At 65.6% G+C, this 23,460-nt stretch carries 25 protein-coding genes; 12 read left to right on the top strand and 13 right to left on the bottom strand.

Going from position 1 to position 23,460, the window contains the following annotated elements; genetic code table 11:
- Positions 1 to 3: 3 nt before the first annotated feature.
- Together KFF05_11490 and KFF05_11495 are read right to left on the bottom strand one after the other, a co-directional pair.
- Positions 4 to 810 (bottom strand): hypothetical protein, encoded by an 807-nt coding sequence (locus KFF05_11490; GenBank protein ID UTW50579.1) that lies wholly within the window; start codon positions 808 to 810, stop codon positions 4 to 6.
- Positions 807 to 1,415 (bottom strand): UbiX family flavin prenyltransferase, encoded by a 609-nt coding sequence (locus KFF05_11495; protein ID UTW50580.1) that lies wholly within the window; start codon positions 1,413 to 1,415, stop codon positions 807 to 809. Before KFF05_11495 ends, KFF05_11490 begins: the two co-directional genes overlap by 4 nt.
- Positions 1,416 to 1,551: 136 nt before the next feature.
- Between KFF05_11495 and KFF05_11500 the strand changes: the two genes are divergently transcribed.
- A complete protein-coding gene (locus KFF05_11500; GenBank protein ID UTW50581.1) occupies positions 1,552 to 3,228 on the top strand; it encodes a thiamine pyrophosphate-binding protein in 1,677 nt (558 codons plus the stop codon).
- Between the two features lie 11 nt (positions 3,229 to 3,239).
- Here the strand turns inward: KFF05_11500 and KFF05_11505 are convergent, their stop codons facing one another.
- The 4 genes from KFF05_11505 to KFF05_11520 all read right to left on the bottom strand — a co-directional run bounded on the left by KFF05_11505 (position 3,240) and on the right by KFF05_11520 (position 6,336).
- Entirely contained in the window at positions 3,240 to 4,040 is an 801-nt protein-coding gene (locus KFF05_11505) for an SDR family oxidoreductase (GenBank protein ID UTW50582.1), read from the bottom strand.
- 35 nt (positions 4,041 to 4,075) lie between these two features.
- Positions 4,076 to 5,233: a CoA transferase gene (locus tag KFF05_11510; protein ID UTW50583.1), complete on the bottom strand. Its 1,158-nt coding sequence runs from the start codon at positions 5,231 to 5,233 to the stop codon at positions 4,076 to 4,078.
- Between the two features lie 122 nt (positions 5,234 to 5,355).
- Positions 5,356 to 5,979: a DsbA family protein gene (locus KFF05_11515; GenBank protein UTW50584.1), complete on the bottom strand. Its 624-nt coding sequence runs from the start codon at positions 5,977 to 5,979 to the stop codon at positions 5,356 to 5,358.
- A 57-nt stretch (positions 5,980 to 6,036) separates the two neighbouring features.
- Entirely contained in the window at positions 6,037 to 6,336 is a 300-nt protein-coding gene (locus KFF05_11520) for a helix-turn-helix transcriptional regulator (protein UTW50585.1), read from the bottom strand.
- A 108-nt stretch (positions 6,337 to 6,444) separates the two neighbouring features.
- Between KFF05_11520 and KFF05_11525 the strand changes: the two genes are divergently transcribed.
- A complete protein-coding gene (locus KFF05_11525; GenBank protein UTW50586.1) occupies positions 6,445 to 7,545 on the top strand; it encodes an NADH:flavin oxidoreductase/NADH oxidase in 1,101 nt (366 codons plus the stop codon).
- Here the strand turns inward: KFF05_11525 and KFF05_11530 are convergent.
- Both KFF05_11530 and KFF05_11535 read right to left on the bottom strand, forming a co-directional pair.
- Entirely contained in the window at positions 7,530 to 8,624 is a 1,095-nt protein-coding gene (locus KFF05_11530) for a nitronate monooxygenase (protein ID UTW50587.1), read from the bottom strand. The genes KFF05_11525 and KFF05_11530 overlap by 16 nt on opposite strands.
- A gap of 101 nt (positions 8,625 to 8,725) precedes the next feature.
- Positions 8,726 to 9,604, bottom strand: a complete 879-nt coding sequence (locus KFF05_11535) for a LysR family transcriptional regulator (GenBank protein ID UTW50588.1) — start codon at positions 9,602 to 9,604, stop codon at positions 8,726 to 8,728.
- A 244-nt stretch (positions 9,605 to 9,848) separates the two neighbouring features.
- Between KFF05_11535 and KFF05_11540 the strand changes: the two genes are divergently transcribed.
- The 8 genes from KFF05_11540 to KFF05_11575 all read left to right on the top strand — a co-directional run bounded on the left by KFF05_11540 (position 9,849) and on the right by KFF05_11575 (position 17,245).
- Positions 9,849 to 11,060 (top strand): DUF2325 domain-containing protein, encoded by a 1,212-nt coding sequence (locus KFF05_11540; protein ID UTW50589.1) that lies wholly within the window; start codon positions 9,849 to 9,851, stop codon positions 11,058 to 11,060.
- A gap of 5 nt (positions 11,061 to 11,065) precedes the next feature.
- Positions 11,066 to 11,524: a hypothetical protein gene (locus tag KFF05_11545; GenBank protein UTW50590.1), complete on the top strand. Its 459-nt coding sequence runs from the start codon at positions 11,066 to 11,068 to the stop codon at positions 11,522 to 11,524.
- Between the two features lie 97 nt (positions 11,525 to 11,621).
- Positions 11,622 to 12,899 carry a peptidase gene (locus KFF05_11550; protein UTW50591.1) on the top strand — a complete coding sequence of 426 codons (1,278 nt, stop codon included), beginning with the start codon at positions 11,622 to 11,624 and terminating at the stop codon, positions 12,897 to 12,899.
- Positions 12,900 to 13,005: 106 nt separating this feature from the next.
- A complete protein-coding gene (locus KFF05_11555) occupies positions 13,006 to 14,514 on the top strand; it encodes a c-type cytochrome (GenBank protein UTW50592.1) in 1,509 nt (502 codons plus the stop codon).
- Complete coding sequence (locus KFF05_11560; protein UTW50593.1) at positions 14,511 to 15,578, top strand: imelysin family protein; 1,068 nt, start codon at positions 14,511 to 14,513, stop codon at positions 15,576 to 15,578. The genes KFF05_11555 and KFF05_11560 overlap by 4 nt, the downstream gene beginning before the upstream one ends.
- A gap of 2 nt (positions 15,579 to 15,580) precedes the next feature.
- Complete coding sequence (locus KFF05_11565) at positions 15,581 to 16,714, top strand: DUF1513 domain-containing protein (GenBank protein ID UTW50594.1); 1,134 nt, start codon at positions 15,581 to 15,583, stop codon at positions 16,712 to 16,714.
- 134 nt (positions 16,715 to 16,848) lie between these two features.
- Positions 16,849 to 17,073 (top strand): (2Fe-2S)-binding protein, encoded by a 225-nt coding sequence (locus KFF05_11570; protein UTW50595.1) that lies wholly within the window; start codon positions 16,849 to 16,851, stop codon positions 17,071 to 17,073.
- Position 17,074: 1 nt separating this feature from the next.
- Positions 17,075 to 17,245, top strand: coding sequence for a hypothetical protein (locus tag KFF05_11575; GenBank protein ID UTW50596.1), 171 nt, complete (start codon positions 17,075 to 17,077; stop codon positions 17,243 to 17,245).
- 12 nt (positions 17,246 to 17,257) lie between these two features.
- Here the strand turns inward: KFF05_11575 and KFF05_11580 are convergent, their stop codons facing one another.
- The 5 genes from KFF05_11580 to KFF05_11600 all read right to left on the bottom strand — a co-directional run bounded on the left by KFF05_11580 (position 17,258) and on the right by KFF05_11600 (position 21,682).
- On the bottom strand, positions 17,258 to 18,052 hold the full coding sequence (locus tag KFF05_11580; protein UTW50597.1) for an ABC transporter ATP-binding protein: 795 nt from the start codon (positions 18,050 to 18,052) through the stop codon (positions 17,258 to 17,260).
- Positions 18,043 to 19,077 carry an iron ABC transporter permease gene (locus KFF05_11585; protein UTW50598.1) on the bottom strand — a complete coding sequence of 345 codons (1,035 nt, stop codon included), beginning with the start codon at positions 19,075 to 19,077 and terminating at the stop codon, positions 18,043 to 18,045. The genes KFF05_11580 and KFF05_11585 overlap by 10 nt, the downstream gene beginning before the upstream one ends.
- Positions 19,078 to 19,079: 2 nt before the next feature.
- The gene (locus tag KFF05_11590) at positions 19,080 to 20,147 is read right to left on the bottom strand and encodes an iron ABC transporter substrate-binding protein (protein UTW50599.1); all 1,068 of its coding nucleotides are present in this window, start codon (positions 20,145 to 20,147) and stop codon (positions 19,080 to 19,082) included.
- A gap of 116 nt (positions 20,148 to 20,263) precedes the next feature.
- Entirely contained in the window at positions 20,264 to 20,698 is a 435-nt protein-coding gene (locus KFF05_11595; protein UTW50600.1) for a Tat pathway signal sequence domain protein, read from the bottom strand.
- A 117-nt stretch (positions 20,699 to 20,815) separates the two neighbouring features.
- The gene (locus tag KFF05_11600) at positions 20,816 to 21,682 is read right to left on the bottom strand and encodes a fumarylacetoacetate hydrolase family protein (protein UTW50601.1); all 867 of its coding nucleotides are present in this window, start codon (positions 21,680 to 21,682) and stop codon (positions 20,816 to 20,818) included.
- A gap of 148 nt (positions 21,683 to 21,830) precedes the next feature.
- Here KFF05_11600 and KFF05_11605 point away from each other — a divergent pair, with 148 nt between their 5' ends.
- Both KFF05_11605 and KFF05_11610 read left to right on the top strand, forming a co-directional pair.
- The gene (locus KFF05_11605) at positions 21,831 to 22,505 is read left to right on the top strand and encodes a TetR family transcriptional regulator (protein ID UTW50602.1); all 675 of its coding nucleotides are present in this window, start codon (positions 21,831 to 21,833) and stop codon (positions 22,503 to 22,505) included.
- Positions 22,506 to 22,523: 18 nt separating this feature from the next.
- A complete protein-coding gene (locus KFF05_11610; GenBank protein ID UTW50603.1) occupies positions 22,524 to 23,429 on the top strand; it encodes a TauD/TfdA family dioxygenase in 906 nt (301 codons plus the stop codon).
- Positions 23,430 to 23,460: the final 31 nt, after the last annotated feature.

Raw genomic sequence — 23,460 nt, forward strand, 5'->3', positions numbered from 1 at the left:
GGCTTACTTCCCGTCCCGCTTGGCGATGCAGGCACGCACGGAACTGGAGCGGCAGGACTGGATGCAGCCCTGGCGCTTGTTGGCGCTGCCCGACGGTCCCGCGAGGCAGCCCCGCGTGCAGTCCTGCAGCAAGTCCTGGAAATGGCCACCCGAATGATCGCGGCACCAGTTGTAGTCGGCGTCGAAACCGTCCGTGATGCCCTCGTTGAAACCCTTGGCGATGCGGGTGAAGAAACCTTCGCGTTTGCCTTCACCTTCGGGCGTTTGGGCAGGTGCCGCGTTGGGGGCGGCCTCGGCCTGCGGGGCAGCCGGCTGATCCGGCTCACCGCCAAAGCCGCTGAGCAAGCGGGTGAAGAAGCCCGCCCGTTCGGCTGTTTCCGGCGGCGCGTTTTCGGCCGGCGCCGCCGGCACCGTCGCGACGCTTTCGGGGGCGACGGCATTTGAGGGAACAGTGGACGCACTGCCCTGCCCCACCGGCTCGGCGGGCGCCGCCTTCGCGGCCGTCGTTATAGCCTTGGGGGCCGGGCCCTGGGCCCGCTGAGACAGGCAGGCGTCCACGGCCTCGCCCTTGCAGGTCTGATAACAGCCCCGTTTCCGGGACACCTTCTTGTTGCTGATGCGCGTGCAATTGGCATCGACGCAGGAATCGAACGCCCGATCATAGACCTTGGGCATGTTGTTGAAGCACCAGTCGAAGTCGCCCAGGTCGTAGGCCGCCGCCCGCGAAGGGCTGAGGTGCAGGCAGGCCATGAATCCGACAAGCGCCAGGAGTATCCGCAAGGTCGTCCGTCCTTCTGAAATTTTCGTCACGGCTTGTCGCCGCCGATCGCTGCGATGCCCCCGGCCTCGCCCCAGCGGGGGGCGGTGTCCAGATGCACCCCCGCCTGATCCAACAGGCGCATGCAGGTCTGATCCACAAGGTCGCTGATCGCCTGGGGCTTTTGATAAAACGCCGGCACGGGCGGGAAGATCACGGCGCCCAAGGTCGCCAGCTTGGTCAGGGTTTCCAGATGCCCGGCATGCAGCGGCGTTTCGCGCACGGCCAGCACCAATGTCCGGCGTTCCTTCAGCATCACATCGGCGGCGCGGGTAATCAGGTCGCCCGTGTTGCCATAGGCGATGTTGGATGCTGTTTTCACGGAACAGGGGGCGACGATCATGGCGTCCAGGCGGAACGAGCCCGAGGACACGGGAGCGCCCACGTTGCCCGCCAGATGCACGACATCGGCCAGGGCCTCGATCTCGGCGGCGTCGCGGTCAAGCTCGGCGGAAATGGTCAGCCGCCCGGCCTTGGAAATCACCAGATGGCTTTCGACGTCCGGCGTTTCCGCCAGCATTTCCAGCAGGCGACAGCCATAAACCGCGCCGGAGGCGCCGGTGATGGCGATGAGGATGCGTTTGCGTTCATTGGACATCGGGGCAATTTGGGGTTCACCGCTGCATTTGTCCATATTTAGCGCAAATCCCGATTGACCGTCCGGCCCGGCGCGTTACTTTGTGCACAGACCGGATTGTATACATTTTCACCCTCCAGCCGAGGCAGAGACCACCATGACCAACACGACCAGCGCCAACAAAATCTGGGGCCGTTCGGCCTTTATCGAACTGCTGAAGCAGGAAGGCGTGACCCACATGTTCGGCAATCCGGGGACCACGGAACTGCCGATTATGCACGCGCTGGCCGACCATCCGGACATGACCTATGTCCTGGGCCTGCAGGAGGCGCTCGTCGTCGCCATGGCCGACGGCTATTCCCGCGCCTCGGGCAAGCTGGTCGCCTGCAACGTCCATGTGGCGCCCGGCCTGGGCAATGCCATGGGTTCGCTGTTCAACGCCAAATTCACCAACACGCCGATGATCCTGACCGCCGGGCAGCAGGAACAGGGCCACGGCCTGACCGAACCGGTGTTGTACGGCGATCTGGTGTCCATGGCCCGGCCGCTGGTGAAATGGGCGGTCGAAGTAACGCAGTTGGAAGACCTTCCCCGCATCATCCACCGCGCCGCCAAGGTCGCCATGACGCCGCCGATGGGGCCCGTGTTCCTGTCCCTGCCGGGCGACATCCTGAACGACGAGGCGGGCCTGGACCTGGGATCGGCAACCCGCATCGACACCCGCGTGCGCCCGTCGGACGAGGTGCTGGAAACCCTGGCCAAACGGATCCTGGCGGCCGAGAACCCGGTGGTCGTGGTCGGCGACGAGATGGTGAAAAGCGACGCACTCGCCGAGGCCGCGGCCTTCGCCACAACGCTGGGCGCACCCGTGTATCAATCATCCGCCCCCTACGGCGCCCAGTTCCTCAACGAGCATCCCTGCTTCATGGGCGCGCTGGAACGCAGCCAGAAACAGGCCCGCGCCGCGCTGGAGCCCTATGACCTGATGATCGCCCTCGGCACCGATCCTCTGGTTATGTCGGTCTACAGCCCCATCGACCCGCTGCCGGACGGCATGAAAATCGTGCAGATCGGCCTCAACGAATGGGACATCGCCAAGAACTATCCGGTCGAAGTCGCGGCCCTGGGTGATCTGAAGACCACCCTGCCCGCGCTCGCCGACATGCTGGCCAAGATCGGCGGCGACACCCAGGCCGCCCGCGCCAAGGCCTCCATCGAGGCCCTGGCCGCGACCAACTGGTCGGCCCGTCGGACCCGAATTCTTACCGAACTGTCGGACAATGACGGGCCGCAGCCCATCGACCCCCGCCACATGGCCAAGATGATCACCGACGTCCTGCCCGAGAACGCGATCATCGTGAACGAAGGCCTGACCTCGGCCCGGCTGCTGGACCAGTTGTTCCCGTTCCGCGACCGCTTCGCCTATCACGGCCTGGCGTCGGGGGGCATCGGCTGGGGCCTGCCGGCCGCCGTCGGCGTGCAGATCGCCCAGCCCGACCGACCCGTGGTCGCGGTGATTGGCGACGGCAGTGCGATGTATTCGATCCAGGCCCTGTGGACGGCGGCGGCCATGAAACTGCCGCTGACCTACGTGATCGCCAACAACGGCGGCTACCGCATCATCAAGCAGCGCCTGAAATCCTTCCACGGCTCGGAAAACTACATCGCCATGGATTTCGTCGACCCGCCCATCGATTTCGTCGCCGTGGCGTCGGGCATGGGCCTGACGGCGGAACGCATCACCGATCCCGCCCGCGTGCGGACGGCGCTGAACGAGGCCATCGCCAATCCGGGGCCGAACCTGCTGGAAATCGTGGTCGACGGGACGGTCTGACCCGCCCCCGGTCAGTGAAAGGTCAAACCGCCGGTCGGGCTGATGGTCGATCCGGTGAGGAACGCCGAATCCTCCGACGCCAGGAAGGTGGCGACGCCGCCGATGTCCTCGGGATTGGCGATCCCTAACGGTGCCCGCTGCTGAATGCGGGCGTATTGCGCCCGGTGCAGGTCGGTCATTTCGATCTTGCCCTCGAAGCCGTCCCACGACGGCGATTCCCCGATCAGGGTCACGGCGATGCAGTTGACCCGCACCTTATGGCGGGCCATCTCCTTGCCGATCACTTTGGTCGTCATCACCAGCCCGCCGGCATAAAGCGCCACGGTGGTCTGACCCGCCGTCGGCACCCGTCCGCCTTCCGACGTGACGAACATGCAACTGCCGCTTTCACGCTCGATCATATAGGGCAGGACCGCGTGCAGCGGCAGCAGCTTCGCCGCCGTCGCGCGGGACATGACCTCGGTCACCGCGGCGACGTCGATCTCGTTGAAGATGCCGCGAACGCTGGGGTCGTTGGTGTCCTGCGACGGCACGCCGGAGGCGCTGGCGACCAGCACGTCGATTTGGCCATGCGCCCGCACCGTATGGGCCGCCAGGGCATCCATATCGGTCTTCGACTGCACGTCGGCGGCGACAAAATCGGCCGACCCGCCATCCTTCCGCAGGGCCTCGACGACCATCCGGCCCTTTTCTTCCGACCGGCCGGAGACGACGACCGTCGCCCCCTCGGCTGCGAAGCGGCGGGCGACGCCCAGACCGATGCCGCCGGTCGATCCGGTAATGATCGCCACTTTTCCTTGAAGTTTACCCATCTGTTCCTCGTCTGCTGTGCGTATGCCGGGCGCGCTCAATCCTCACGGCGGGGCCAGCCCGGCTGCTTCAGGTCATCCGTATGCTGGCCCAGGGTCGGCGCGGGATGCTTCACCCGGCCCGGCGTGGCGCTCAGTTTCGGCACGATGCCCGGGGTCTTCATGGGTTTGCCATGGGAGGTCACCGTATCCAGGATCATCTCGCGCGCCTGGTACTGGGGGTCCTCGACGATGTCGGCGATGGTATAGGTCTTGCCGACGGGGACGGAGACGGCGTCGAGCCGCGCGATAACCTCGTCGCAGGTCATGGTTGCCGCCCATTCCTGGATCGCCGCGTCGATCCGCTCCACATGCCGCGAGCGGCCATCGTTATGTTTCAACTCCGGGTCGTCGGCCAGGTCCTGGCGTCCCATCTCGGTCATCAGGCGCTGGAAGATGCTGTCGCCGTTTCCGGCGATCAGAACGTATTGGTCATCCTTGCACAGATAGGCGTTGGTCGGCACGATGCCCGGCAGGGCGCTGCCCGTGCGCTCACGCACGACCCCGGCGGAGGTATATTCCGTCAGGGTACTTTCCATCACGTTGAACACGGATTCATAAAGGGCGACATCGACCACCTGACCCTCACCGCCGTTCACGTTGACATGGTGCAGGGCGAACATCAGGCCCATCACCCCGTGCATCGACGCCAAGGTGTCACCGATGGAAATGCCGACCCGCACCGGCACGCGGCCCGGCTCGCCGGTGATATAGCGCAGCCCGCCCATGGATTCCCCCAAAACGCCGAATCCCGGCTTGTCCTTGTAGGGGCCCGTCTGGCCGAAGCCGGAGATCCGCAGCATGACCAGCTTGGGATTGATGGCGTGAAGCTGCTCCCAGCCCAGGCCCCATTTCTCCAGGGTGCCCGGCTTAAAGTTCTCGATCACCACATCGGCTTCCTGGGCCAGGGCCAGAACCACGTCACGGCCTTCCGGGGACTTCAGGTCAAGACAGACCGAACGCTTGTTGCGCGACTGGATCTCCCACCAAAGCGAGGTGCCGTCCTGCACGATGCGCCATTTTCGCAAGCCGTCGCCGGCACCCGCCGCCTCGACCTTGATCACGTCGGCGCCGAAATCGGCCAGCGTCTTGGCCGCGAAGGGCCCAGCCACGAATTGGCCCAGTTCAATCACTTTCAATCCTTGAAGAGCTTCCATGTCCCGCATTCCGTATTATTGATGGTCATCGCGGCGCGACCTTTTGCGCACGCCGGAACGGCAGCATCGACAAGGGGGCGCGGAAAAGCAACCCGGAGCGCACAGAGGGGGAAATGAAGCGCCTAGGCCGCAACCCAGCCGGCCAGCGGCTCCGCCAGATTTTCCCAAGGCAGATACCCCGCCGTGACCAGCATGGCCTTCTGGTCCTCGACGGCGAGCAGGGTCGGAAACCCGGTGATGCCGGAGCTTTGCGCGAACCAGAAATCGCCCTGGGTTTCTTCACGCATGTCGGGGGAGGTCAGCAGGGCGAAGAATTTGTCGCGGTCGAAACCGAAATCCCCGGCAATATCGGCCAGCACCGCTTCCTTCGCCGTGTCGCGGTTGTCGACATAGAAGGCATGGTGGAGATGGGCCAGGAACGGCAACGCCTTGGCCTCGTCCAGCTTGCGCGCCGTGACCACGGCGCGGCAGGCCGGTTCCGTGTCGTAGACGAAATTGTCCTGATCAAAAAAGGCGAAATCGAAGGGCTGGCCGGTGGCATCCTGCACATGATGCCAATGGTCGCGGATGTAGTCCTTGTCCTTGCCGCGCATGGGATGGACCGTGCCGGGACGCAACCCGCCGACCATGACCCGCACGGGTGCGGCGTCACCGAAGGATTGCGCGACCTTGTCGATGACCGGGGAAAAACCCCAGCACCAGGAACACATGGGGTCGGCGACATAGAGGAAATGCTTGCTCATCATCCCGAAGTCTAACGCCCGCCGCCGTCCGCGCCAATCAGGCGATCAGGGAAGGCCTGCTCACTTCGCCGTGAGCACCGCCTTCAATAGGCCGGGAAAGCGCTTGTCCAGTTCCTTGTGGCGCAGGGAGTTCATATGCACGGTGCCGTCGTTGCGCGTCCACACCAGGCCTGCCTCGCGCAACACCCGGAAGTGATGGGACATGCTCGATTTCGGGCGGCCGCCGTCCAGCGCGTTGCAGCTGGCCTCGCCCTCATCCGCCAGGCGGCGGACGATGTCCATGCGCACCGGATCGCTGAGAGCATGCAGCAGATGCTCCAACGAGACGGCGTCAATCTCCGGGTGTTTGAACGGTCGCATGGTCGATTATCTAGCACATAAAATTTGATATTGCTATTGTTCGAAATATATCGAACTATAGAACTAATGGCGATACAGCCACCCCCACTTAATTTACGGAGTTTCCCCATGTCGACCCTGTTCGATCCCTTTACCCTGAAAGACGTCACCTTGCGCAACCGCATCGCGGCGTCGCCCATGTGCCAATATTCCGCCGTGGACGGCATGCCCAACGACTGGCACCGCATCCATGTACCCGCCCTGGCCCGGGGCGGCGCCGGACTGGTCATCGTCGAGGCCACCGCCGTCTCGCCCGAAGGCCGCATCACCCCCGGCTGCACGGGCCTGTGGAACGATGATCAGGCCGAGGCCCTGGCCGTCGTCGCCCGCGAGATCGAAGCGGCGGGGTCCGTGCCCGGCATCCAGATCGGACACGCCGGTCGCAAGGCCAGCGCCAACCGCCCGTGGGAAGGCGATGACCATATCGCCCCGGACGATCCGCGCGGCTGGGAAACCATTGCCCCTTCGGCCATCGCCTACGGCGGGGGCCTGCCCAAGGTGCCCCGCGCCATGACCAAAGCCGACATCGACCGCGTGCGGGGCGATTTCGCCGCCGCCGCCAAACGCGCCCACGACGCCGGGTTCAAGTGGCTGACCCTGCATTTCGCCCATGGCTATCTGGCGCAAAGCTTCTTTTCCGCCCATTCCAATCAGCGCGACGACGAATACGGCGGCAGCGCCGAAAACCGGGGCCGGTTCCTGATCGAAACCCTGGCCGCCGTGCGCGAAGTCTGGCCGGAAAACCTGCCGCTGACGGCGCGGTTCGGGGTCATCGAATTCGACGGCCGGGACGAGGAAACCCTTACCGAATCCATCGCCCTGGTGAACCGCTTCAAGGAAGCGGGCCTGGATTTCATCGACGTCAGCATGGGGTTTTCAACGCCGGAGGCGAACATTCCCTGGGGCCCGGCCTTCCTGGCACCGGTCGCCGAACGGGTGCGCCGGGAAACCGGCCTGCCCGCCGCGACCAGCTGGTACATCAGCCAGCCGGCCCAGGCGGACCAGATGATCCGTGACGGCCAGGTCGACCTCGTGATGCTGGGGCGGCCGCTGCTGGCCAATCCGCATTGGCCCTACATGGCGGCGCAGGAACTGGGCGTGGACAATCCGGCCTGGGCCACCCTGCCCCCGCCCTACGCCCATTGGCTGGCCCGCTACCGGGCAGCCTGACCGGCGGTTAATCGGCTGATGGCCGCGTCTGTTTCTTCCGCCAGCCGCGCCATCAGCTCCGCTGCCGTCTGGCGCCGGGACAACCCCACCCCCTGCCCCACCCAAAGGGACAGCAAACCCGGGTCGCCGGCCTTTGCCGCCGCCGTGCGCATGGGCCGGGTCAGGGCGTTCTGCCATGGAAAGGGCAGCGGCGCGGCCTCGGCCCCGTCGCCTTCCATCATCGCCATGAAGCGGTTTTCAATGCCGCGGGCGAAGCGGCCGGAAAAGGCCTGGGTGATTCGCGTCTGTTCGGGCTGGGCGGACAGCATGGCCGCCTTGTAGCATTCAGGCGTGCCGGCCTCGTCACAGGTCAGGAAGGCCGTACCCATCTGCACCGCCTGGGCGCCAAGCGCCAGGGCGGCAGCGATGCCCCGCCCGTCCATGATTCCGCCGGACGCAACCACGGGCACGGAGACGGCGTCCACGACTTGCGGCACCAGGGCCAGGGTGCCGATCATCGCCGCCTCGAACGATCCAACGAACGTGCCCCGATGGCCGCCGGCTTCCGCCCCCTGGGCGACCACGGCGTCGACCCCCAGCCGTTCCATCGCGACGGCCTCCGCCGGCGTGGTCACGGTGCCCATGACGAAGGTGCCGCGGGCCTGGAGCGCCGCGACCGCCTCAGACGAAATCAGACCAAAGGTGAAGCTGAACACCTTGGCGCCGCTTTCAAGTGCCACGGGAAAGGTTTTTTCGAACGGATCCGTCATGGCGTCGGGCAGGGCCGCTTGCGGCGCGCCCACATCCGCACCCGCGCGCTGGACGGCGGCGACCGTGGTCTCCGCATCGGCGGGAAGCGGCGGCACCGGCTGCGGCGCGAACAGGTTGACTCCGAAGGATCGGTTGGTCTGGCTCCTGACCTTCTCGACCGCCCCCCGGAACGCCTCCGGCGTCAGATAGGTCGCGCCCATGGACCCCAGACCGCCCGCCTCGGATACGGCAACCACCAGTTCCGGCGTATCGCTGCCGCCGGCCATGGGGGCCTGGATCACCGGCAATGTCATCCCCAAGCGGGTCATCAGTGCGGTCTGGGCAGGCATGGCGGTCCTCCGGCGGTGGATAGGGGTGACCAAGATTACCCCCGCATCCCGCCAGGTGAAAAACGGTTTCCCGCGATAGGCGCTATCTGGCCGGCAGATACCTATTCGGCCGCAGCGCGGACCGGATACAAATGATTCATGAAGGCCACCATCGCCGCCGACCGGTAACCGTCTTTGCGGTGGATGAACAAAGTCGTCACGCGGCCTTCGCGGACGGGCAGCGCGTGCAGGCGCACGCGACCCCGCTCCGCCGCATCGCGGGCGATACCGCGCGGCAGCAGGGTCACGCCCAGGCCGGCGGCGGCGCAGCCCATAATGGTTTCGATGGTACCGAACTCCAGAATCCGTAAGCCGGTCACGCCGCGCGCGGCCAGGATTTCCTCCAGCTTGCGTCGGTAAGAGCATCCGGCGCGCAAGACCACGATCTTGACCTCACCCTGGGCCGTCAGGTCGCGCAAGTCGGCGACCCCTGGCGCGGTAACCGCGACCAAATCCTCGTGAAACGCCGTCTCCGCAACAAGATCCGGGTGATCGACCGGCCCGCAGACGAAGGCTCCTTCAACCCGGCCTTCCAGAACGTCGTCGATCAGTTCCGCCGTGGTGCCCGTGCGGATCGCCAGGTCGACGCCAGGATGCCCCCCTGCGAAGCCAGTCAGAATCGGCGATAGATGCAAGGCCGCCGTGGTTTCCAGTGACCCAATGACCAAGTCGCCCTGCGGCACGCCGTCGTCGGCAACCGCGCGCCGGGCATCGGCTACCAGCCGCGCCGCCGCTTTGGCGAAGGGCAGCAGGCGTTCCCCAGCCGGAGTTAAGCGTACGCCCCGGGAATGGCGTTCGAACAGGCCCATCCCCAAATCGTCCTCCAACAGGCGCACGCGCGCGGTCACGTTGGATTGTACGGTGTGCAGTTCCGATGCCGCGCGATTCATTGCACCGGTGCGGGCGACCGCCTCGAAAATACGGAGATCAGAAAGCTCCATGGCAATACACTCACAAATTATGATGTCTATTTAACTTTAATATCTCTATTAGAGATAACAAGAGAATTCCATCACACTGTCCTTCGTCAACGGCGTCCGCTGACATCAAGCGAAAGTTTTCACTTGTGCAACTGATAATCATTTGCATATTGTGTCGTCCTTGATCCCTGAGGCAGGGAGCAGTGCCAACCAGCAACTGGTAATCGCTCGCAACCTGCCCGGCATACCGGAGACACAGGCACCGATGTGCGACCTTTGCGGCGACGACGATCTCCACCTGCACGCCACGGCGCGGCGCAAGCGGCTGTGGGAAATGACCGCCGGATGGCATTGCTCCATCCTGGGCACATGCCTGACCCTGGCCGACCTGCGCGCCCTGGCCCGCAAGCTGCCCCTGAAGATCCGCCAAGGCTTCCCCGTCGACTATCAGCTCCACGGTTTCTTCGTGAAGGAAGCCGATCAGCCGGGCCGCGCGGCCAAGATGCTGACCAAGCTGTTGGACCGCAAGCATGCGGCGGCAATCCGCCGCCTGCGCGGGGTCAAAGATGCCAAGGGCCTGGAGGGCGCCTGGGTCGAGGCCATGGCCGCCGGCGACATCCCCGGTCCCTACTGGGCGATTCTCAGCCATCCCGCCGCGACCACGGACCTATCGGAACGCATGTTCGCCGACGTGCACATGCTGTCCCATCTGGTCGGCGCCTCCAACCGGGGCGACATCCGCCGCCTGACGGATCTGGAAGAGGAAAACGCCGGCCTGCGCGACAAGCTCGCCAAGCAGCAGAACCATCACCGCCAGCGCCTGGACGAAAAGGAAAAGCAGATCAACGCGCTGCGCGACCAGCTGCACCACGATCCCGACCGCGCCATCCGCATCGCCGCCCCGCAAACGCTGGACGGTGACGGCGCCTGTGCCTCCGTCCCGGCCCTGCAGGGCGAACTTCGCCATATGGAAATCCGTGCCGCCCAAACCGATGCCACCCTGCGCGGTCAGCGCAGCCGCATCGAGGAACTGTCGCGCCTCGTCGACAGCCTGCTCGACGAGAACCGGTCCCTGGAAACGGCCCTGGTCCGCGAACGAGGCACCGGCCCCGCCGGCAGTGACTGCGACACCTCCTGCCCCTTCGATCTCGGCGGGCGTAGCCTGCTTTACGTCGGGGGCCGGCAGCAGACCGTGCATCGCCTGAAATCCCTGGTCGAAGCATGGAACGGCCATTTCCTGCACCATGACGGCGGCCTGGAAAAATCCATCAATGAATTGGCGGGTGCGGTGGTCAAGGCCGACGCCGTGGTGTTCCCCACGGACTGCGTCAGCCATGATGCGGCCCTTCAGGTCAAACGCCTGTGCCGCCAGACCATGAAGCCGTTCGTGCCGCTGCGCAGTTCCGGCGTCGCCTCTTTCGTCGCCGGACTGCGTCACGGATTGGAAAGTTTCGACGCCGCCGCCGGCGCCGACTAAGCCCCATGCGCGCCTTCGCCGCCCCATCCACCTTCATCGAACTGCCGTTCGGCGAGCAACTGATGCTCTGGGCCGTGCGGCTTTGGATGCGCGGCCTTAGGGACGGCATGCCCGATCAGACGATCCTCCGCACCGGTTTCAAGCTGGCCGGGGTTCCCGCCGCACATGCGCCTCTCGATGGCCTGATGACCGTCCTGACAACCGCGGCAACCGATACCATTGATATTCGCTGCCCACATTGCGCCGACATCAGCGCGGATGAACACCTGTTGATGGACGTCATCGCCGGCCTGCAGTCCCCGGGCCGCGGCTGCAGCACCCTGTTCGCCTGTCGCCTGCCCCCGACCGCGCGGCGCACCGGGATGGAGTTGGCAGGGCATCTGGCAGCCGTGTTTTCCGACGCGGGGCTGATGATCCGTCCGCGCGGACCGGTCTTCGGCCCCGAAAAATCCACGATTCATTGACCGGTTTTCGTCGCCTCATTCGTCTTATTCACAACCCCCCTCGCGGGACCAAGCCGCCAAGGCGGCCCAGAAACGCAAAATATCAAAGGAGAAACTCATGAAACGCCTCATAACCGCATTCGCCGTCGGCTGCATGCTGACCGCCACCGCATCCGGCGCGGCGCCCGCCCGGACGGCGGATCCGGCAAAGGTGCTCGACACCTATGCCGATATCGCCCATGCCATGTACGAAGACGCCCTGATTACCGCTGAAACCCTCCAGTCCGCCGTCATGCAACTGGTCGCGTCGCCCTCGCGCGCAACGCTGCTGCGCGCCCGCGCCGCCTGGATCGATGCCCGCCGACCCTACCAGCAGACGGAAGGCTTCCGCTTCGGCAATGCCGCCGTCGACGACTGGGAAGGCAAGGTCAACGCCTGGCCGCTGGACGAAGGGCTGATCGACTACGTCGACACCTCCTACGGCAAAGAGTCCAAGGACAACCCCTTCTACACCGCCAACGTCATCGCCAACCCGTCCCTGCGCCTGGGCGGCAAGACCATCGACGCGTCCAAGATTACGCCCGAGTTGATTTCCGGCACGCTGCACGAGGTCGACGGCGTTGAAGCCAATGTCGCGTCCGGTTATCACGCCATCGAATTCCTGCTGTGGGGCCAGGATCTGAACGGCACGGGCCCGGGCGCCGGCAACCGGCCGCACACGGATTTCGACACCAAGAACTGCACCCACGGCAATTGCGACCGCCGGGCCCAGTACCTGACGGCGGCGACGGAGCTCCTGATTTCGGACCTCAAGGACATGGTCGGCCAATGGGCCTCGGGCGGGGCGGCGCGTGCCGCCGTGACCGCCGACAAAGCCAAGGGTATCGGCGCCATCATCAAGGGCCTGGGCAGCCTGTCCTATGGTGAGCTGGCCGGTGAGCGCATCAAGCTCGGCCTCATGCTCCACGATCCCGAGGAAGAGCACGATTGCTTCGCCGACAACACCCACAACTCTCACTACTTCGACCAGGTCGGCATGATGTCCATCTACGCCGGCCGCTATGCCCGCATCGATGGCTCCGTCGTCCAGGGCCCGAGCCTGGCCGACCTGATCACCGCCAAGGACGCCAAGCTGGCGGCCAAGATCGACGCGGCCTTAAGCGCCACCCTGGCCCGCATGCAGGTCATGAAGGACACGGCCGACCGCCGTGTCATGGCCTATGATCAGATGATCGGCGAAGGCAACGCCGCCGGGAACAAGATCATCCAGGACGTAGTTGATGGTCTGGTCGCCCAGGCCAAGGCGATCGAGAGCGCGATGGCGCCGCTGGGCCTCTCCGGCGTGTCCTTCGAAGGCTCCGACAGCCTTGACAATCCGTCCGCCGTGTTCAAATAGCAGGGGGAGAACGGGCGGCGGTTTCCGCCCTCCACCGGAAACCGCCGCCTGCTCCGACCCGGCCACAGATGGCCACCCGTAGCCTGATCAAGGATACCTGCCCAAGATGTTTCCGGCCGCCCGTTGGGCCAGCGTTGCCGCCATGGTGGTCTTAACCGCCGGCGCCCCCGCTGCGTCCGGAGACAGGGAACGGGCGGTCGTCAAGCCGACCACGGACTTCACCAAGGCCGAGACCTACGAGGCCATGTCGGGCGGGGCCGCGACCTCGCAAAAGTCCGCCAACGCCGACGCTTTTTCCCATTCGTCGGCCAATCTGCCTTTTTCCCAGGAATTGGATTTCAAGGTCGGCAACGGATTCTTCCGCCGGCTCTGGGTGTCCTCCCCGGCGTCGACAAGATCCGCCGACGGCCTGGGCCCCCTGTTCAACGCCCGGTCCTGCCAGCGCTGCCACCTGAAGGACGGACGCGGCCATCCGCCAAAGGCCAACTGGCCCGACGACAGCGCCGTGTCCATGTTCCTGCGCCTGTCGATCCCGCCCGAGACCGAAGCACAAAAGAAACTGCTGGCCGAGCTGCGCGCACCCGTCATCGCCGAGCCGACCTATGGCACCCAGTTGCAGGATTTCGCGGTCCAGGGCATTGATCCCGAAGGCCGTATGCACATCACCTATACCGAGGAGCCGGTCAGCCTAAGCGACGGCACGGTGGTCCACCTGCGCCGCCCGGCCTACAAAATCACCGACCTGGCCTATGGCCCCCTGCATCCCCAGGCTCTGCTGTCCCCCCGCGTCGCCACGCCGATGATCGGCCTGGGCCTTCTGGAAATGATCGACGAAGCCGACATCGTCCAGGGTGCCGACCCGGATGATGCCGACGGCGACGGCATTTCCGGCCGCGTCCAGCGGGTCTGGGACCAAGACGCCGGCAAACCCGCCCTCGGTCGGTTCGGCTGGAAGGCCGGCGATCCGACCGTGCGCCAGCAATCGGGCCATGCCTTCGCCGGCGACATCGGCATTTCCAATCCGGTCGTGTCCGCCCATTGGGGCGACTGCACGGCGGCGCAGACCGCCTGCCGCAACGCCCCCGACGGCGGCACCACGCCCGACGCCGACAACCCGACCGCCGACGGCATGGAGGCCTCGGAAAAAATTCTCGCCCTGGTTACCTTCTATGCCCGCAATCTGGCCGTGCCCAAGCGCCGTGACGTCGAAGCCCCCCAGGTTCTGGCCGGCAAGAAAGTGTTCTACGATAGTGGCTGCGCCGCCTGCCACCGGCCCAAGTTCGTGACCCGCACGGACCCTGCCCGGCCAGAACATTCCCACCAATTGATTTGGCCCTATACGGACCTGCTGCTGCACGACATGGGCGCGGGCTTGGCCGACGGCCGGCCGGAAGGCCTGGCCGATGGTCGTGAATGGCGGACGGCGCCGCTCTGGGGCATCGGTTTGACCGAGACCGTCAGCGGCCATACCTTTTTTCTGCACGACGGTCGCGCCCGCAACCTTTTGGAAGCCATCCTGTGGCACGGCGGCGAAGCCGAGGCCGCCCGGGAAGCCGTTCGAAAATTACCCACAAAGGAGCGGGAGGCCCTGCTCGCCTTCCTGAATTCGCTATGATCCGTTACCGCATTCTGCTGCGTCCGACCACGGTCCTGACCGCCCTTCTGCTGGCCGTCACTCTGGCATCACCGGCGCGGGCCGCCACCGACACCATTGACTACGGCGCGGTCAACGCCGCCATCGTCAAGGATCACCTGCTGCCCCGCTACCATGCCTTCACTGAAAAAACGGCAGCGCTTGTCGACGCCGCCGGGAACCTGTGCCCCGCCCCAGAGCCGGCCGCATTAGCCGCCGCCCGCGACGCCTTCCATGGTGCTCTGGATGCCTGGCAGGAAGTCGAACACCTGCGCCAGGGCCCTGCGGCAATGGCCGACACCCATATCCGCGTCAAGTTCTGGCCCGACCGCAAAAGCCTGGTCGACAAGCATCTGGCGCGGCTGATGGCCAACAAGAATGGCGACATTCTGAAAGCGGATAGCTTCGCCCATGTGTCCATCGCCGTGCAGGGTTTTCCCGCCCTGGAACGCCTGCTGTTCGCCAAGGACGCCCCCGCATCCCTGAAAACCGGCGACGGGCCGGTGACGCCCTGTGGCGTGGTCCGGGCCATCGCGGTCAATCTGCACGCCATCGCCGCGGACCTGGAAGCGCGCTGGACCAAGGACCCGGCGGCGGGCCGCCCGGCCAAGCGCGTGACCACGGACCTGTTCAACGATCTGGCCACGGGTCTGGGCGCCGTCGCCGAATTGAAGCTGGGCGCCCCTTTGGGATCCGACGGCAAGTCCCGGCCGCGCCGGGCGGAAAACTGGATGAGCGGCCGCGCCCTGCGCAACGTGATGCACAATTTGGTCGCGCTCCAGGACCTATACGACGGCCTCGCCACGGCCAAGGGTGCTCATATCGGCAAGGGCGAGGACGACTTGATCCGCCGCCAGTTCGCCTACCTGATCAAGACCACGCGCGCCCTGGGCCCCTCAATCACGGCGGTGCTCGGGACCGAGAAAGGGCCGCTACGCCTCAAGGTGCTGAAAAGCGACCTCCAGGACCTGCACGAACTGGTCGTCATCAATGTTTCCGAGGCCCTCGACCTCGTCCTTGGTTTTAACTCCCTGGACGGAGACTGATCATGGATATGACACGGCGAACTGTGCTCGGCTTTGGCGCCGGCGGTCTGGTCTACCTCACGGTGCCCGGTGTCTGGGCCGCCCCAGGCGGCCCGCGTTATCTGGGCGTGCGGCGGTTGGGCGACGGGCGGAGCGCCCCCTTCCGTTTCGCGGCCTGCGTCGCCGATGCCAACGGCCGCATCCTGCGCCAGGTCGACCTGCCTGCGCGCGGCCATGGCTTCGCCGTCCGTCCCGACGGCAAGACCGCCGTCGCCTTGGCGCGGCGGCCCGGCACCTTTGCCGCGGCCTTCGCCATCGACGGTGACGGCCCTGCCCGGGTGTTCCACGCCCCCGCCGGGCGCCACTTTCAAGGCCATGCGGTGTTCGAGCCCACGGGCCGCCACCTGTTCGCCACGGAAAACGATTTCGACAACGCGCGCGGCTGCATCGGGGTTTATGACGCCGCCGACGGGTTCAAGCGCGTGGCGGAACTGCCGAGCCATGGCATCGGCTGCCACGAACTGGTTTTGATGCCGGATGGCCAGACCGCCGCCGTCGCCAACGGCGGTATTCTGACCCATCCGGACAGTGGCCGCGCCAAACTGAACCTGGGCACCATGCGCCCGAACCTGGCCTACGTGGACCTGCGATCCGGCAAATTGCAGGACACCATCGACTATCCCGACGACCGCCGCCACAAGCTGAGCATTCGCCATCTCGCCGCCTTCGACGACGGGCGCGTGGTGTTCGCCTGCCAGGACCAGGGCCCGGCCGCCGACGGCCTAACCCTGGTCGGTCAGCACCGCCCGGGGTCGGGGAGGATCGAAGATCTGGAAGCGCCCGAGGCGACGATCCTGAACCTGAACGGATATTGCGGGTCCGTCGCCGTGGACCGGGGCGGGAAGCTGGCGGCGGTCAGCGCGCCGCGCGGCAACCGGGTTCTGTTCTGGAACACCCTGACGGGCGATCTGGCCGGCAGCGTGGCGATCGCCGATGGCTGCGGCCTGGCGGCCGGCCCGGCCAAGGGCAGCTTCGTGTTGACCAGCGGGATGGGGGCCTTCGTGGTTGGCGGGCCGGATCTACCCACCCCCGCCGCATCCGAAGACGGCGCCCCCTGGGACAACCACCTATTGGCCGTGCCGGACATCCGCGCATAGGGCGGCAAAAAAGAAATCTCGTCAAACGGCCTTGCGTGCCTTGAAATTCCCGAACGGCATTCCGATATTGACAATCATTCGCAGAACGAATGATACTCATTATCAAGAACAAATCGCCATCGGGAATAACCTCCATGTACGTCTGCAATTGCAACGGAATCACCGAAACGGAAGTCAAGGAAGCGGTGCGTTCCGGCGCCGAAAAGTGGGATGACGTGCATACCTATTTCGATTGCGCGCCCTGCTGCGGCAAATGCGAATGCGAGATTTCCGAAGCCATCTGCCAAGCGCGCCGTGACACCGCCACCGACGACGCCCCATTATTCGCGGCACCGGCCGCGCTGGCGACGGCAGGCTGACATGTTCCTCTGGCAAGCCCTCAATCCGAAGGCCGTTGTCGCGGCTTTTGCCGCCCTTTCGAAGGAACCGCGGGACCAGCCAAAGAGCGCCCCTGCCGTGGAAGACCGCCCGCCCGCGAACACGCCGACGCTGGGCCTCGTCAATCCCTACGACCCCAACAGCCTGACGTAGAACTCCGGCGCGCTAGTTCGCGCCCGGACCGGGCACGCAGACGCGCACGGTATCCCCTGCCCCCGACGGAACCTCGGCAATGCACACGGACATGCCGTAGACGTTGCTGAGCGCAGTACCGGTCAGCACCGCCGCCGTCGGTCCGTCCGCCAGGATGCCGCCTGCCTTCATCAGCACGGCTCGGTCAGCGAACCGCAGGGCATGGTCCGGATGATGGGAGGATATGACGATCGTCCGCCCCGCCCCGGCCAGCCGCCGCACGCAGTCCAGAACATGAAACTGGTTGGCGAAATCCAGGCTTGCCGTGGGCTCGTCCATGAAGATCACCGGGGCCTGTTGGGCGAGCGCGCGGGCGATCAGGGCCAGTTGCCGTTGACCGCCGCTGATGGCGGTAAAGGGCCGCGTCGCCAAATGGGCGATGCGCAGTTCGTCCAGCGCCCCTTGGGCGACCCAACGGTCTTCCGGCCCCGGAGCCGCGAACATGCCGAGATGGGGTGCCCGACCCATGAGCACGACATCCAGGACCGTGAACGGGAAATAACCCTCGACCACCTGGGGCACGTAGGCGACGCGCTTGGCGACCGCGCCTCGGGACAGTTGGGCAAGATCCTCGCCGCCGATCAGAATGCGGCCGCCCTGGGGCTTGAGCAGGCCCAGCAAGGTCCGGAACAAGGTCGTCTTACCGCAGCCATTGGGGCCGAGCAGCGCCGTCACCTGCCCGCCCGCGATGGTCAGGTCCATGTCGCGCCCCACGGGATGGCCGGGGTAGCCGGTGGCGAGCGCCCGGGTTTCGATTTCTAACGCCATGACAACCTCGCCCGGGCCAGCACCCAGAGAAACAAGGGTGCCCCGACAAAGGCGTTGAGCACGCCCAGGGGGATTTCCACGGTCGTCGCGGCGCGGGCAATGGTATCGACGCCCAGCAGGTAGACGGACCCCATCAGGATCGTCGCCGGCAGCAGGCGCGAGAATTCCGGCCCGACCACAAAGCGCGCCATATGGGGGATGATCAGGCCGACCCAGCCGATGGTCCCGGCGATGGCGACGACAGAGGACGTCGCCAGGGTCGCGCAGACCACCAGGATCAGGCGCAGACGTTCCGTGTCGACCCCCAGCGCCCGCGCCTCGTCATCGCCGAGCGACATCAAATTCACCCGCCAGCGCAGGAACAGAAGCGGCCCCAGCCCCAGGGCCACGGCGGGCCAGGCATTGCCCAGATCGGAAAAGGTCACGCCCGCGAGCGAGCCCATGAGCCAGAAGGTGATGGCTGGCAACTGGTCGTAAGGATCGGCCAGATAGGTCAGCACGGCGATCCCGGCCCCCATCACGGCGCCGATCACCACCCCGGCCAGGACCAGCACCAGGATCGGGTCGTGGGCGCCCTTAACCGCACGGGACACGGCGTAAACCAGCGTCACAGCCCCCAGGCCGAACACGAAGGCCATGCCCTGGATCGCCGCCACGGGCAGGCTGAGGAAGATGGCCAGAACGGCGCCCAGACCCGCACCCGAGGTCACGCCCAGGATGTCCGGGGCGACGAGCGGATTGCGGAACACGGCCTGATAGGTCGCCCCCGCCGCCGACAGGGCCAGCCCGACCAGCAGGGCCGAAGCCAGGCGCGGCACGCGGATGTCCATGACCACGGCGCGGGCCCTGTCCGACACATCCTGGGGCAGGCCCGTCAGGCCTTCCCACAAAATACGGGCGACGTCGCTTAAGGAAACGGGAAATTGGCCGACCGTGGCGGCGGCGAAGAACAGCAGCGCGACCGCGCCCAGGCCCAGCATAGCCAGCACGCCCCGGCGCGCCCAGATCACCAATGCCGGTTCCATGGTCATGGTTTCCGGGGATTGCCGGGATGGCTGCCCGGCCCCAGGATCATGGCCAAGCGGTCGGCGTCCAGATCAAGGTGGTAAAAGAAGGAATAGAAATCCCGCGCCCGATCGGCCAGACCCTGAAGGAAGCGGTCAGGATAGAGCACAGCGAGCAGCCAGTGCAGGCCGATCAGCCGGTTGGCCGAGGGCGGACGGTCGAACCAGCCCCAGGGTACGGTCGGTGACAGATACACCCGCCCGGCCTTGACCGCCGGCAGCGTCTTCCAAACGTCGTGGGTCCAGATCAGATCGAAGAAATTGGGGTCGGTGGTCAGCACCACGTCCGGATCCCAGCCGAGAATCTGTTCAAGCGAGACCTTGGTCAGGCCACCCTCGCCCGCCTGATCGGCGACGTTGACCGCCCCCGCATGGCCCAGAAGTTCCACATTGATGGCGCCCTTGGCCCCCGTCTGCAGGCCGTCGGCGCCGCGCCCGTAATAGACGCGCGGGCGGTCAGCCGTCGGGATCGCCGCGCGCGCGGCGGCCAGACCGTCGATGATCGTCTGGGCCTTGGCGGCGCAAGCGCGGCCCCGCTCCGGGCGGCCGATCAGGTCGCCCAGGGTCAGGAAGGATTTGGCGATGTTGTCGAACCGTCCGTCGATCAAGGCATAGGGAATGCCGGTCTGCGCCTGCACCCGATCGGCCAGGGAAATGTACGTCGGCTTGACCGACCCGTAATCCAAGATCAGATCCGGCTTCATGACCATGACGGTTTCCAGGTTGGCGCTGCCGCCGCGCCCGGTCAGGCGGCCGATTTCCGGCAGGCCGTGATATGTTTCGGCGATGCCCGCCCGTTCCTTGCCGCGCAGGACCCGCGACCAGCCCGCCAACAGGTCCGGCGCCATCATGTAGAGGAAGATCGAGGCCGGCGGCCCGGCGGGAAACACCTTGGTCACCCGGTCCGGCACGGCGACCGCGCGGCCCGCGGAATCGGTGATCCGCCGCCCCGCCGCGCGCAAGACGCCCGGCACCGCCGCAAACGGCAAGCCGCCAAACAATCCCAGCAGCTGGCGTCGATGAAGGGGCATCGTCGATCCTCCCGAAAACTCAGCACCCACTGGACAAGTCTATGAGATCGCCTCCCACCTCGGAAGGAGGATATGCATCATTCTGCAGGATGGGACGACCCCCGCCCCGAAGGGCGTCATTTAATGAGGGATGCTGCCGCACGCGACGTCGTGTCGATCAGCCCGACGCAGTCGCCGGGTTTGCCGTCCTGGGTGTCGCAGGTCATGACGCCGTTCAGAAGAAAGCGACTGATCTTGGGGCATTGCACGCCGTCGATGTCGAACACCTTGAGCGACGTCTTGCCGTCGGGGATCGGCCCGCCCTGCACCGCCACGCGGCGGGCGACGATGCCGTCCGTATCGAAGATCACCAGATCCAGTTTGAGATCGCGGAACGCCATGCCCGCCTTGTTCGTCAGCACCAGATAAGCGCGGCAGGCGCTGGCCAGCGGTTCCAACTTGTTCAATTCCACCCCGATGCGCCCATCCGCCGCCCGGGCTGGGCCCGCGACGGCGATCATGGCGCCAAGGACGAGGATAGCGGCGGCGGTCGTCAGGCGGCAGGCTGTCATGGCGGTCTCTCCCCTTCGCGGCGCCCCAGAGGTGCGCCGATGGCCAATCATAGCCGCCAGAACCGCCCTGTCACGGGTCAAGGGGCGGCAAACGCCGCCCCTCCCCGATCATTCTGCTTAGGATTCGGCGACGATGGGATTGCCGAGAATGCCGATGCCCTCGACCTCGACCTCGACCCGGTCGCCGGCTTTCATCCAGCCCGGCGGTTTCATGGCATGGGCAACACCGGATGGTGTCCCGGTGGCGACCACGTCGCCCGGCTCCAGCGTCATGAATTCAGACAGGATTTCAACCAGTCGCGCGACGCCGAAGATCAGGTCCCCGGTGTTGGAATCCTGGCGTGTTTCGCCGTTGACCCGTGATGTGATGCGCAGGCCCGACGCCCCCGGCGGCAATTCGTCCGGCGTCACCACGACGGGGCCGAGCGGCCCGGTGCCGTCGAAGTTCTTGCCTTGGGTCCATTGCGAGGTATAGCGCTGCCAGGCACGGACAGAGACGTCGTTGAACAGGGTGTAACCGAACACATGGTCCAGGCCCTTGTCTTCCGGGATCGCACGGCCGCCCTTGCCGATGACGAAGGTCAGCTCGGCCTCGTAATCCAGTTGGTCGCAGACCTTGGGCAGGATCACCGGTGCTTCGGCGGCGACCAGCGACGACGGCCAGCGCACGAACAGGGACGGATACTTGGGCGGCTCATGCCCGCCTTCGCGCGCGTGGGCGGCGTAATTCAGGCCGACACAGATGAATTTTCCAGGCTTCTCGATGGGCAGCGCCGGCGTGACGTCCTTGAGCGCCAGGGTCGCTTTGGCACCGGCTCCCTTGACGGCCGCGGCAACGCGGGTAAGGGCCTCCGGGCCGGCCTCGATCAGGGCCAGCATCGTTTTCGGCAGCGCCGAACCGGCTGCGGCGACGTCAATCACCTTGTCGCCGTCGACCACGCCCAGGCGCGGTCCGCCGGACGCTTCGAACATCATAAGTCTCATGAATGGTTCCTTTTGGTATGGTCTTGTCTGCCTTTGAAAAGGCCTTCTCACAGGGGCGTTTGTCAACATTTCGCTGCATCCGGCACCGCTCTTAACGAATACATTTAAATCACTTGGATTAATTCAAGTGATTTAATACAGTCACTTCATGGAACCTGCCGATACCCGCGAAAACCTTATTCTCGCCGCCGAACGCCTGTTCGCCGAAAAAGGCATCGATAACGTCTCGCTGCGCGAGATCAATCGCGCCGCCGGCCAGAAGAACGTGGCCGCGCTGCATTATCATTTCGGCACCCGCGAGATGCTGCTCGAAGCGATCTTCGAACACCGCATGGCCGGCATCAACCGGCGCCGCGTCGCCATGTTGGACGCGCTGGAAGCCGCCGGCCCGATAACGCAAGTGCGCCCCGTCGTCACCGCCATGGTCGCGCCGCTGGCGGAACAACTCGACCCCACCGTGCGCGGCCATCATTACGTGCGCTTTCTGGCGCAGGTGATCAGCGATCCCGGGATCGATCTGGGCGGTCTGGTGCGTGACAAGTTCGACCACGGCATGGCGCGCACCCGCGACCTGCTACGTGGCCTGCTTTCGGACCTGCCCGCGACCGTGATCGAACAGCGCATCCGCCAGGCCGTCGCCCATTTCGTCCATGCCCTCGCCGACAAGGCCCGACGCGATGCCGGCGGCCGTACCACCGGCCGAAGCGGCGGCACCCAACTGTTCATCGCCAACCTGATCGACAGCATCGCCGGCGCCCTGACGGCGCCCGTATCCGACGAAACGATGGCCCTACTTGCCGAGGCGCCGCGCAAAACAGCCTGAACATGGGAGGCCCACCCGATGACCGCACAACCGCAACCCGACTTTCGCCACATCACCGTCAGCCCGATCTCGGGTGCCCTCGGCGCGGAGATCGGCGGCGTTGACCTGTCCCGGCCGCTGGCCCCGGACGTGGTTGCGGAAATCCGCCGCGCCCTGGTCGACAACCTGGTCATTTTCTTCCGCGACCAGGACTTGACGCCGGACCAGCACAAGGCCTTCGGTCGCCTGTTCGGCGACCTGCACATCAACGCCTTCTTCCCTCAGGTGCCCGACCACGAAGATGTGCAGCTTCTGCTCAAGGAACCGCAGCACAAGAACAATATCGGCGACCGCTGGCATACGGATGTCAGCTACACCAAGCGGCCGGCCCTCGGCTCCATCCTCTACGCCAAGGAAGTTCCGCCCTACGGCGGCGACACCATGTTCGCCAACATGTACCTGGCCTATGAAACCCTGTCGGACGGCATGAAGACCGTGCTGCGCGGGATGCGCGCCTTCCACAGCGCGCGGGAAAATTTCGCCAAGCGCGCGGCCGAGGCAGAATTGCCGCAAAGTGCCTCCGGCGGCTTCAAGCATTCAGAGGACGTGGAACAGGAAGCGACCCATCCGGTGATCCGCACCCATCCGGAATCGGGCCGCGATGCGCTTTACGTGAACAGCGTGTTCACCAAGAACTTCGAAGGCATGACGCGCGAGGAAAGCGCGCCGCTGCTGCAATACCTGTTTGCCCACCTCTGCAAGCCGGAACTCGTCTGCCGCTTCCGCTGGCAGCCCGGCTCTCTCGCCTTCTGGGACAACCGCTGCACCCAGCATTTCGCCATCAACGACTATCACGGCTTCCGCCGCCACATGAACCGGGTGACGCTGCTGGGGGACGCACCCTTCCTGACCGAACGGGCAGACCCCGCACACGCGGCAGCCTGACACCCGCGTCGGATTTCGCCAGCACCCATAA

It is taken from the genome of bacterium SCSIO 12827, from assembly GCA_024397995.1.
GTDB lineage: Bacteria > Pseudomonadota > Alphaproteobacteria > Rhodospirillales > Casp-alpha2 > UBA1479.

Excerpts from the sequence above, each read along its gene's own strand:
- KFF05_11495 (UTW50580.1), bottom strand. The coding sequence starts at position 1,415 with ATGTCCAATGAACGCAAACGCATCCTCATCGCCATCACCGGCGCCTCC.
- KFF05_11500 (UTW50581.1), top strand. The coding sequence starts at position 1,552 with ATGACCAACACGACCAGCGCCAACAAAATCTGGGGCCGTTCGGCCTTT.
- KFF05_11505 (UTW50582.1), bottom strand. The coding sequence starts at position 4,040 with ATGGGTAAACTTCAAGGAAAAGTGGCGATCATTACCGGATCGACCGGC.
- KFF05_11510 (UTW50583.1), bottom strand. The coding sequence starts at position 5,233 with ATGGAAGCTCTTCAAGGATTGAAAGTGATTGAACTGGGCCAATTCGTG.
- KFF05_11515 (UTW50584.1), bottom strand. The coding sequence starts at position 5,979 with ATGATGAGCAAGCATTTCCTCTATGTCGCCGACCCCATGTGTTCCTGG.
- KFF05_11520 (UTW50585.1), bottom strand. The coding sequence starts at position 6,336 with ATGCGACCGTTCAAACACCCGGAGATTGACGCCGTCTCGTTGGAGCAT.
- KFF05_11525 (UTW50586.1), top strand. The coding sequence starts at position 6,445 with ATGTCGACCCTGTTCGATCCCTTTACCCTGAAAGACGTCACCTTGCGC.
- KFF05_11530 (UTW50587.1), bottom strand. The coding sequence starts at position 8,624 with ATGCCTGCCCAGACCGCACTGATGACCCGCTTGGGGATGACATTGCCG.
- KFF05_11535 (UTW50588.1), bottom strand. The coding sequence starts at position 9,604 with ATGGAGCTTTCTGATCTCCGTATTTTCGAGGCGGTCGCCCGCACCGGT.
- KFF05_11540 (UTW50589.1), top strand. The coding sequence starts at position 9,849 with ATGTGCGACCTTTGCGGCGACGACGATCTCCACCTGCACGCCACGGCG.
- KFF05_11545 (UTW50590.1), top strand. The coding sequence starts at position 11,066 with ATGCGCGCCTTCGCCGCCCCATCCACCTTCATCGAACTGCCGTTCGGC.
- KFF05_11550 (UTW50591.1), top strand. The coding sequence starts at position 11,622 with ATGAAACGCCTCATAACCGCATTCGCCGTCGGCTGCATGCTGACCGCC.
- KFF05_11555 (UTW50592.1), top strand. The coding sequence starts at position 13,006 with ATGTTTCCGGCCGCCCGTTGGGCCAGCGTTGCCGCCATGGTGGTCTTA.
- KFF05_11560 (UTW50593.1), top strand. The coding sequence starts at position 14,511 with ATGATCCGTTACCGCATTCTGCTGCGTCCGACCACGGTCCTGACCGCC.
- KFF05_11565 (UTW50594.1), top strand. The coding sequence starts at position 15,581 with ATGGATATGACACGGCGAACTGTGCTCGGCTTTGGCGCCGGCGGTCTG.
- KFF05_11570 (UTW50595.1), top strand. The coding sequence starts at position 16,849 with ATGTACGTCTGCAATTGCAACGGAATCACCGAAACGGAAGTCAAGGAA.
- KFF05_11575 (UTW50596.1), top strand. The coding sequence starts at position 17,075 with ATGTTCCTCTGGCAAGCCCTCAATCCGAAGGCCGTTGTCGCGGCTTTT.
- KFF05_11580 (UTW50597.1), bottom strand. The coding sequence starts at position 18,052 with ATGGCGTTAGAAATCGAAACCCGGGCGCTCGCCACCGGCTACCCCGGC.
- KFF05_11585 (UTW50598.1), bottom strand. The coding sequence starts at position 19,077 with ATGGAACCGGCATTGGTGATCTGGGCGCGCCGGGGCGTGCTGGCTATG.
- KFF05_11590 (UTW50599.1), bottom strand. The coding sequence starts at position 20,147 with ATGCCCCTTCATCGACGCCAGCTGCTGGGATTGTTTGGCGGCTTGCCG.
- KFF05_11595 (UTW50600.1), bottom strand. The coding sequence starts at position 20,698 with ATGACAGCCTGCCGCCTGACGACCGCCGCCGCTATCCTCGTCCTTGGC.
- KFF05_11600 (UTW50601.1), bottom strand. The coding sequence starts at position 21,682 with ATGAGACTTATGATGTTCGAAGCGTCCGGCGGACCGCGCCTGGGCGTG.
- KFF05_11605 (UTW50602.1), top strand. The coding sequence starts at position 21,831 with ATGGAACCTGCCGATACCCGCGAAAACCTTATTCTCGCCGCCGAACGC.
- KFF05_11610 (UTW50603.1), top strand. The coding sequence starts at position 22,524 with ATGACCGCACAACCGCAACCCGACTTTCGCCACATCACCGTCAGCCCG.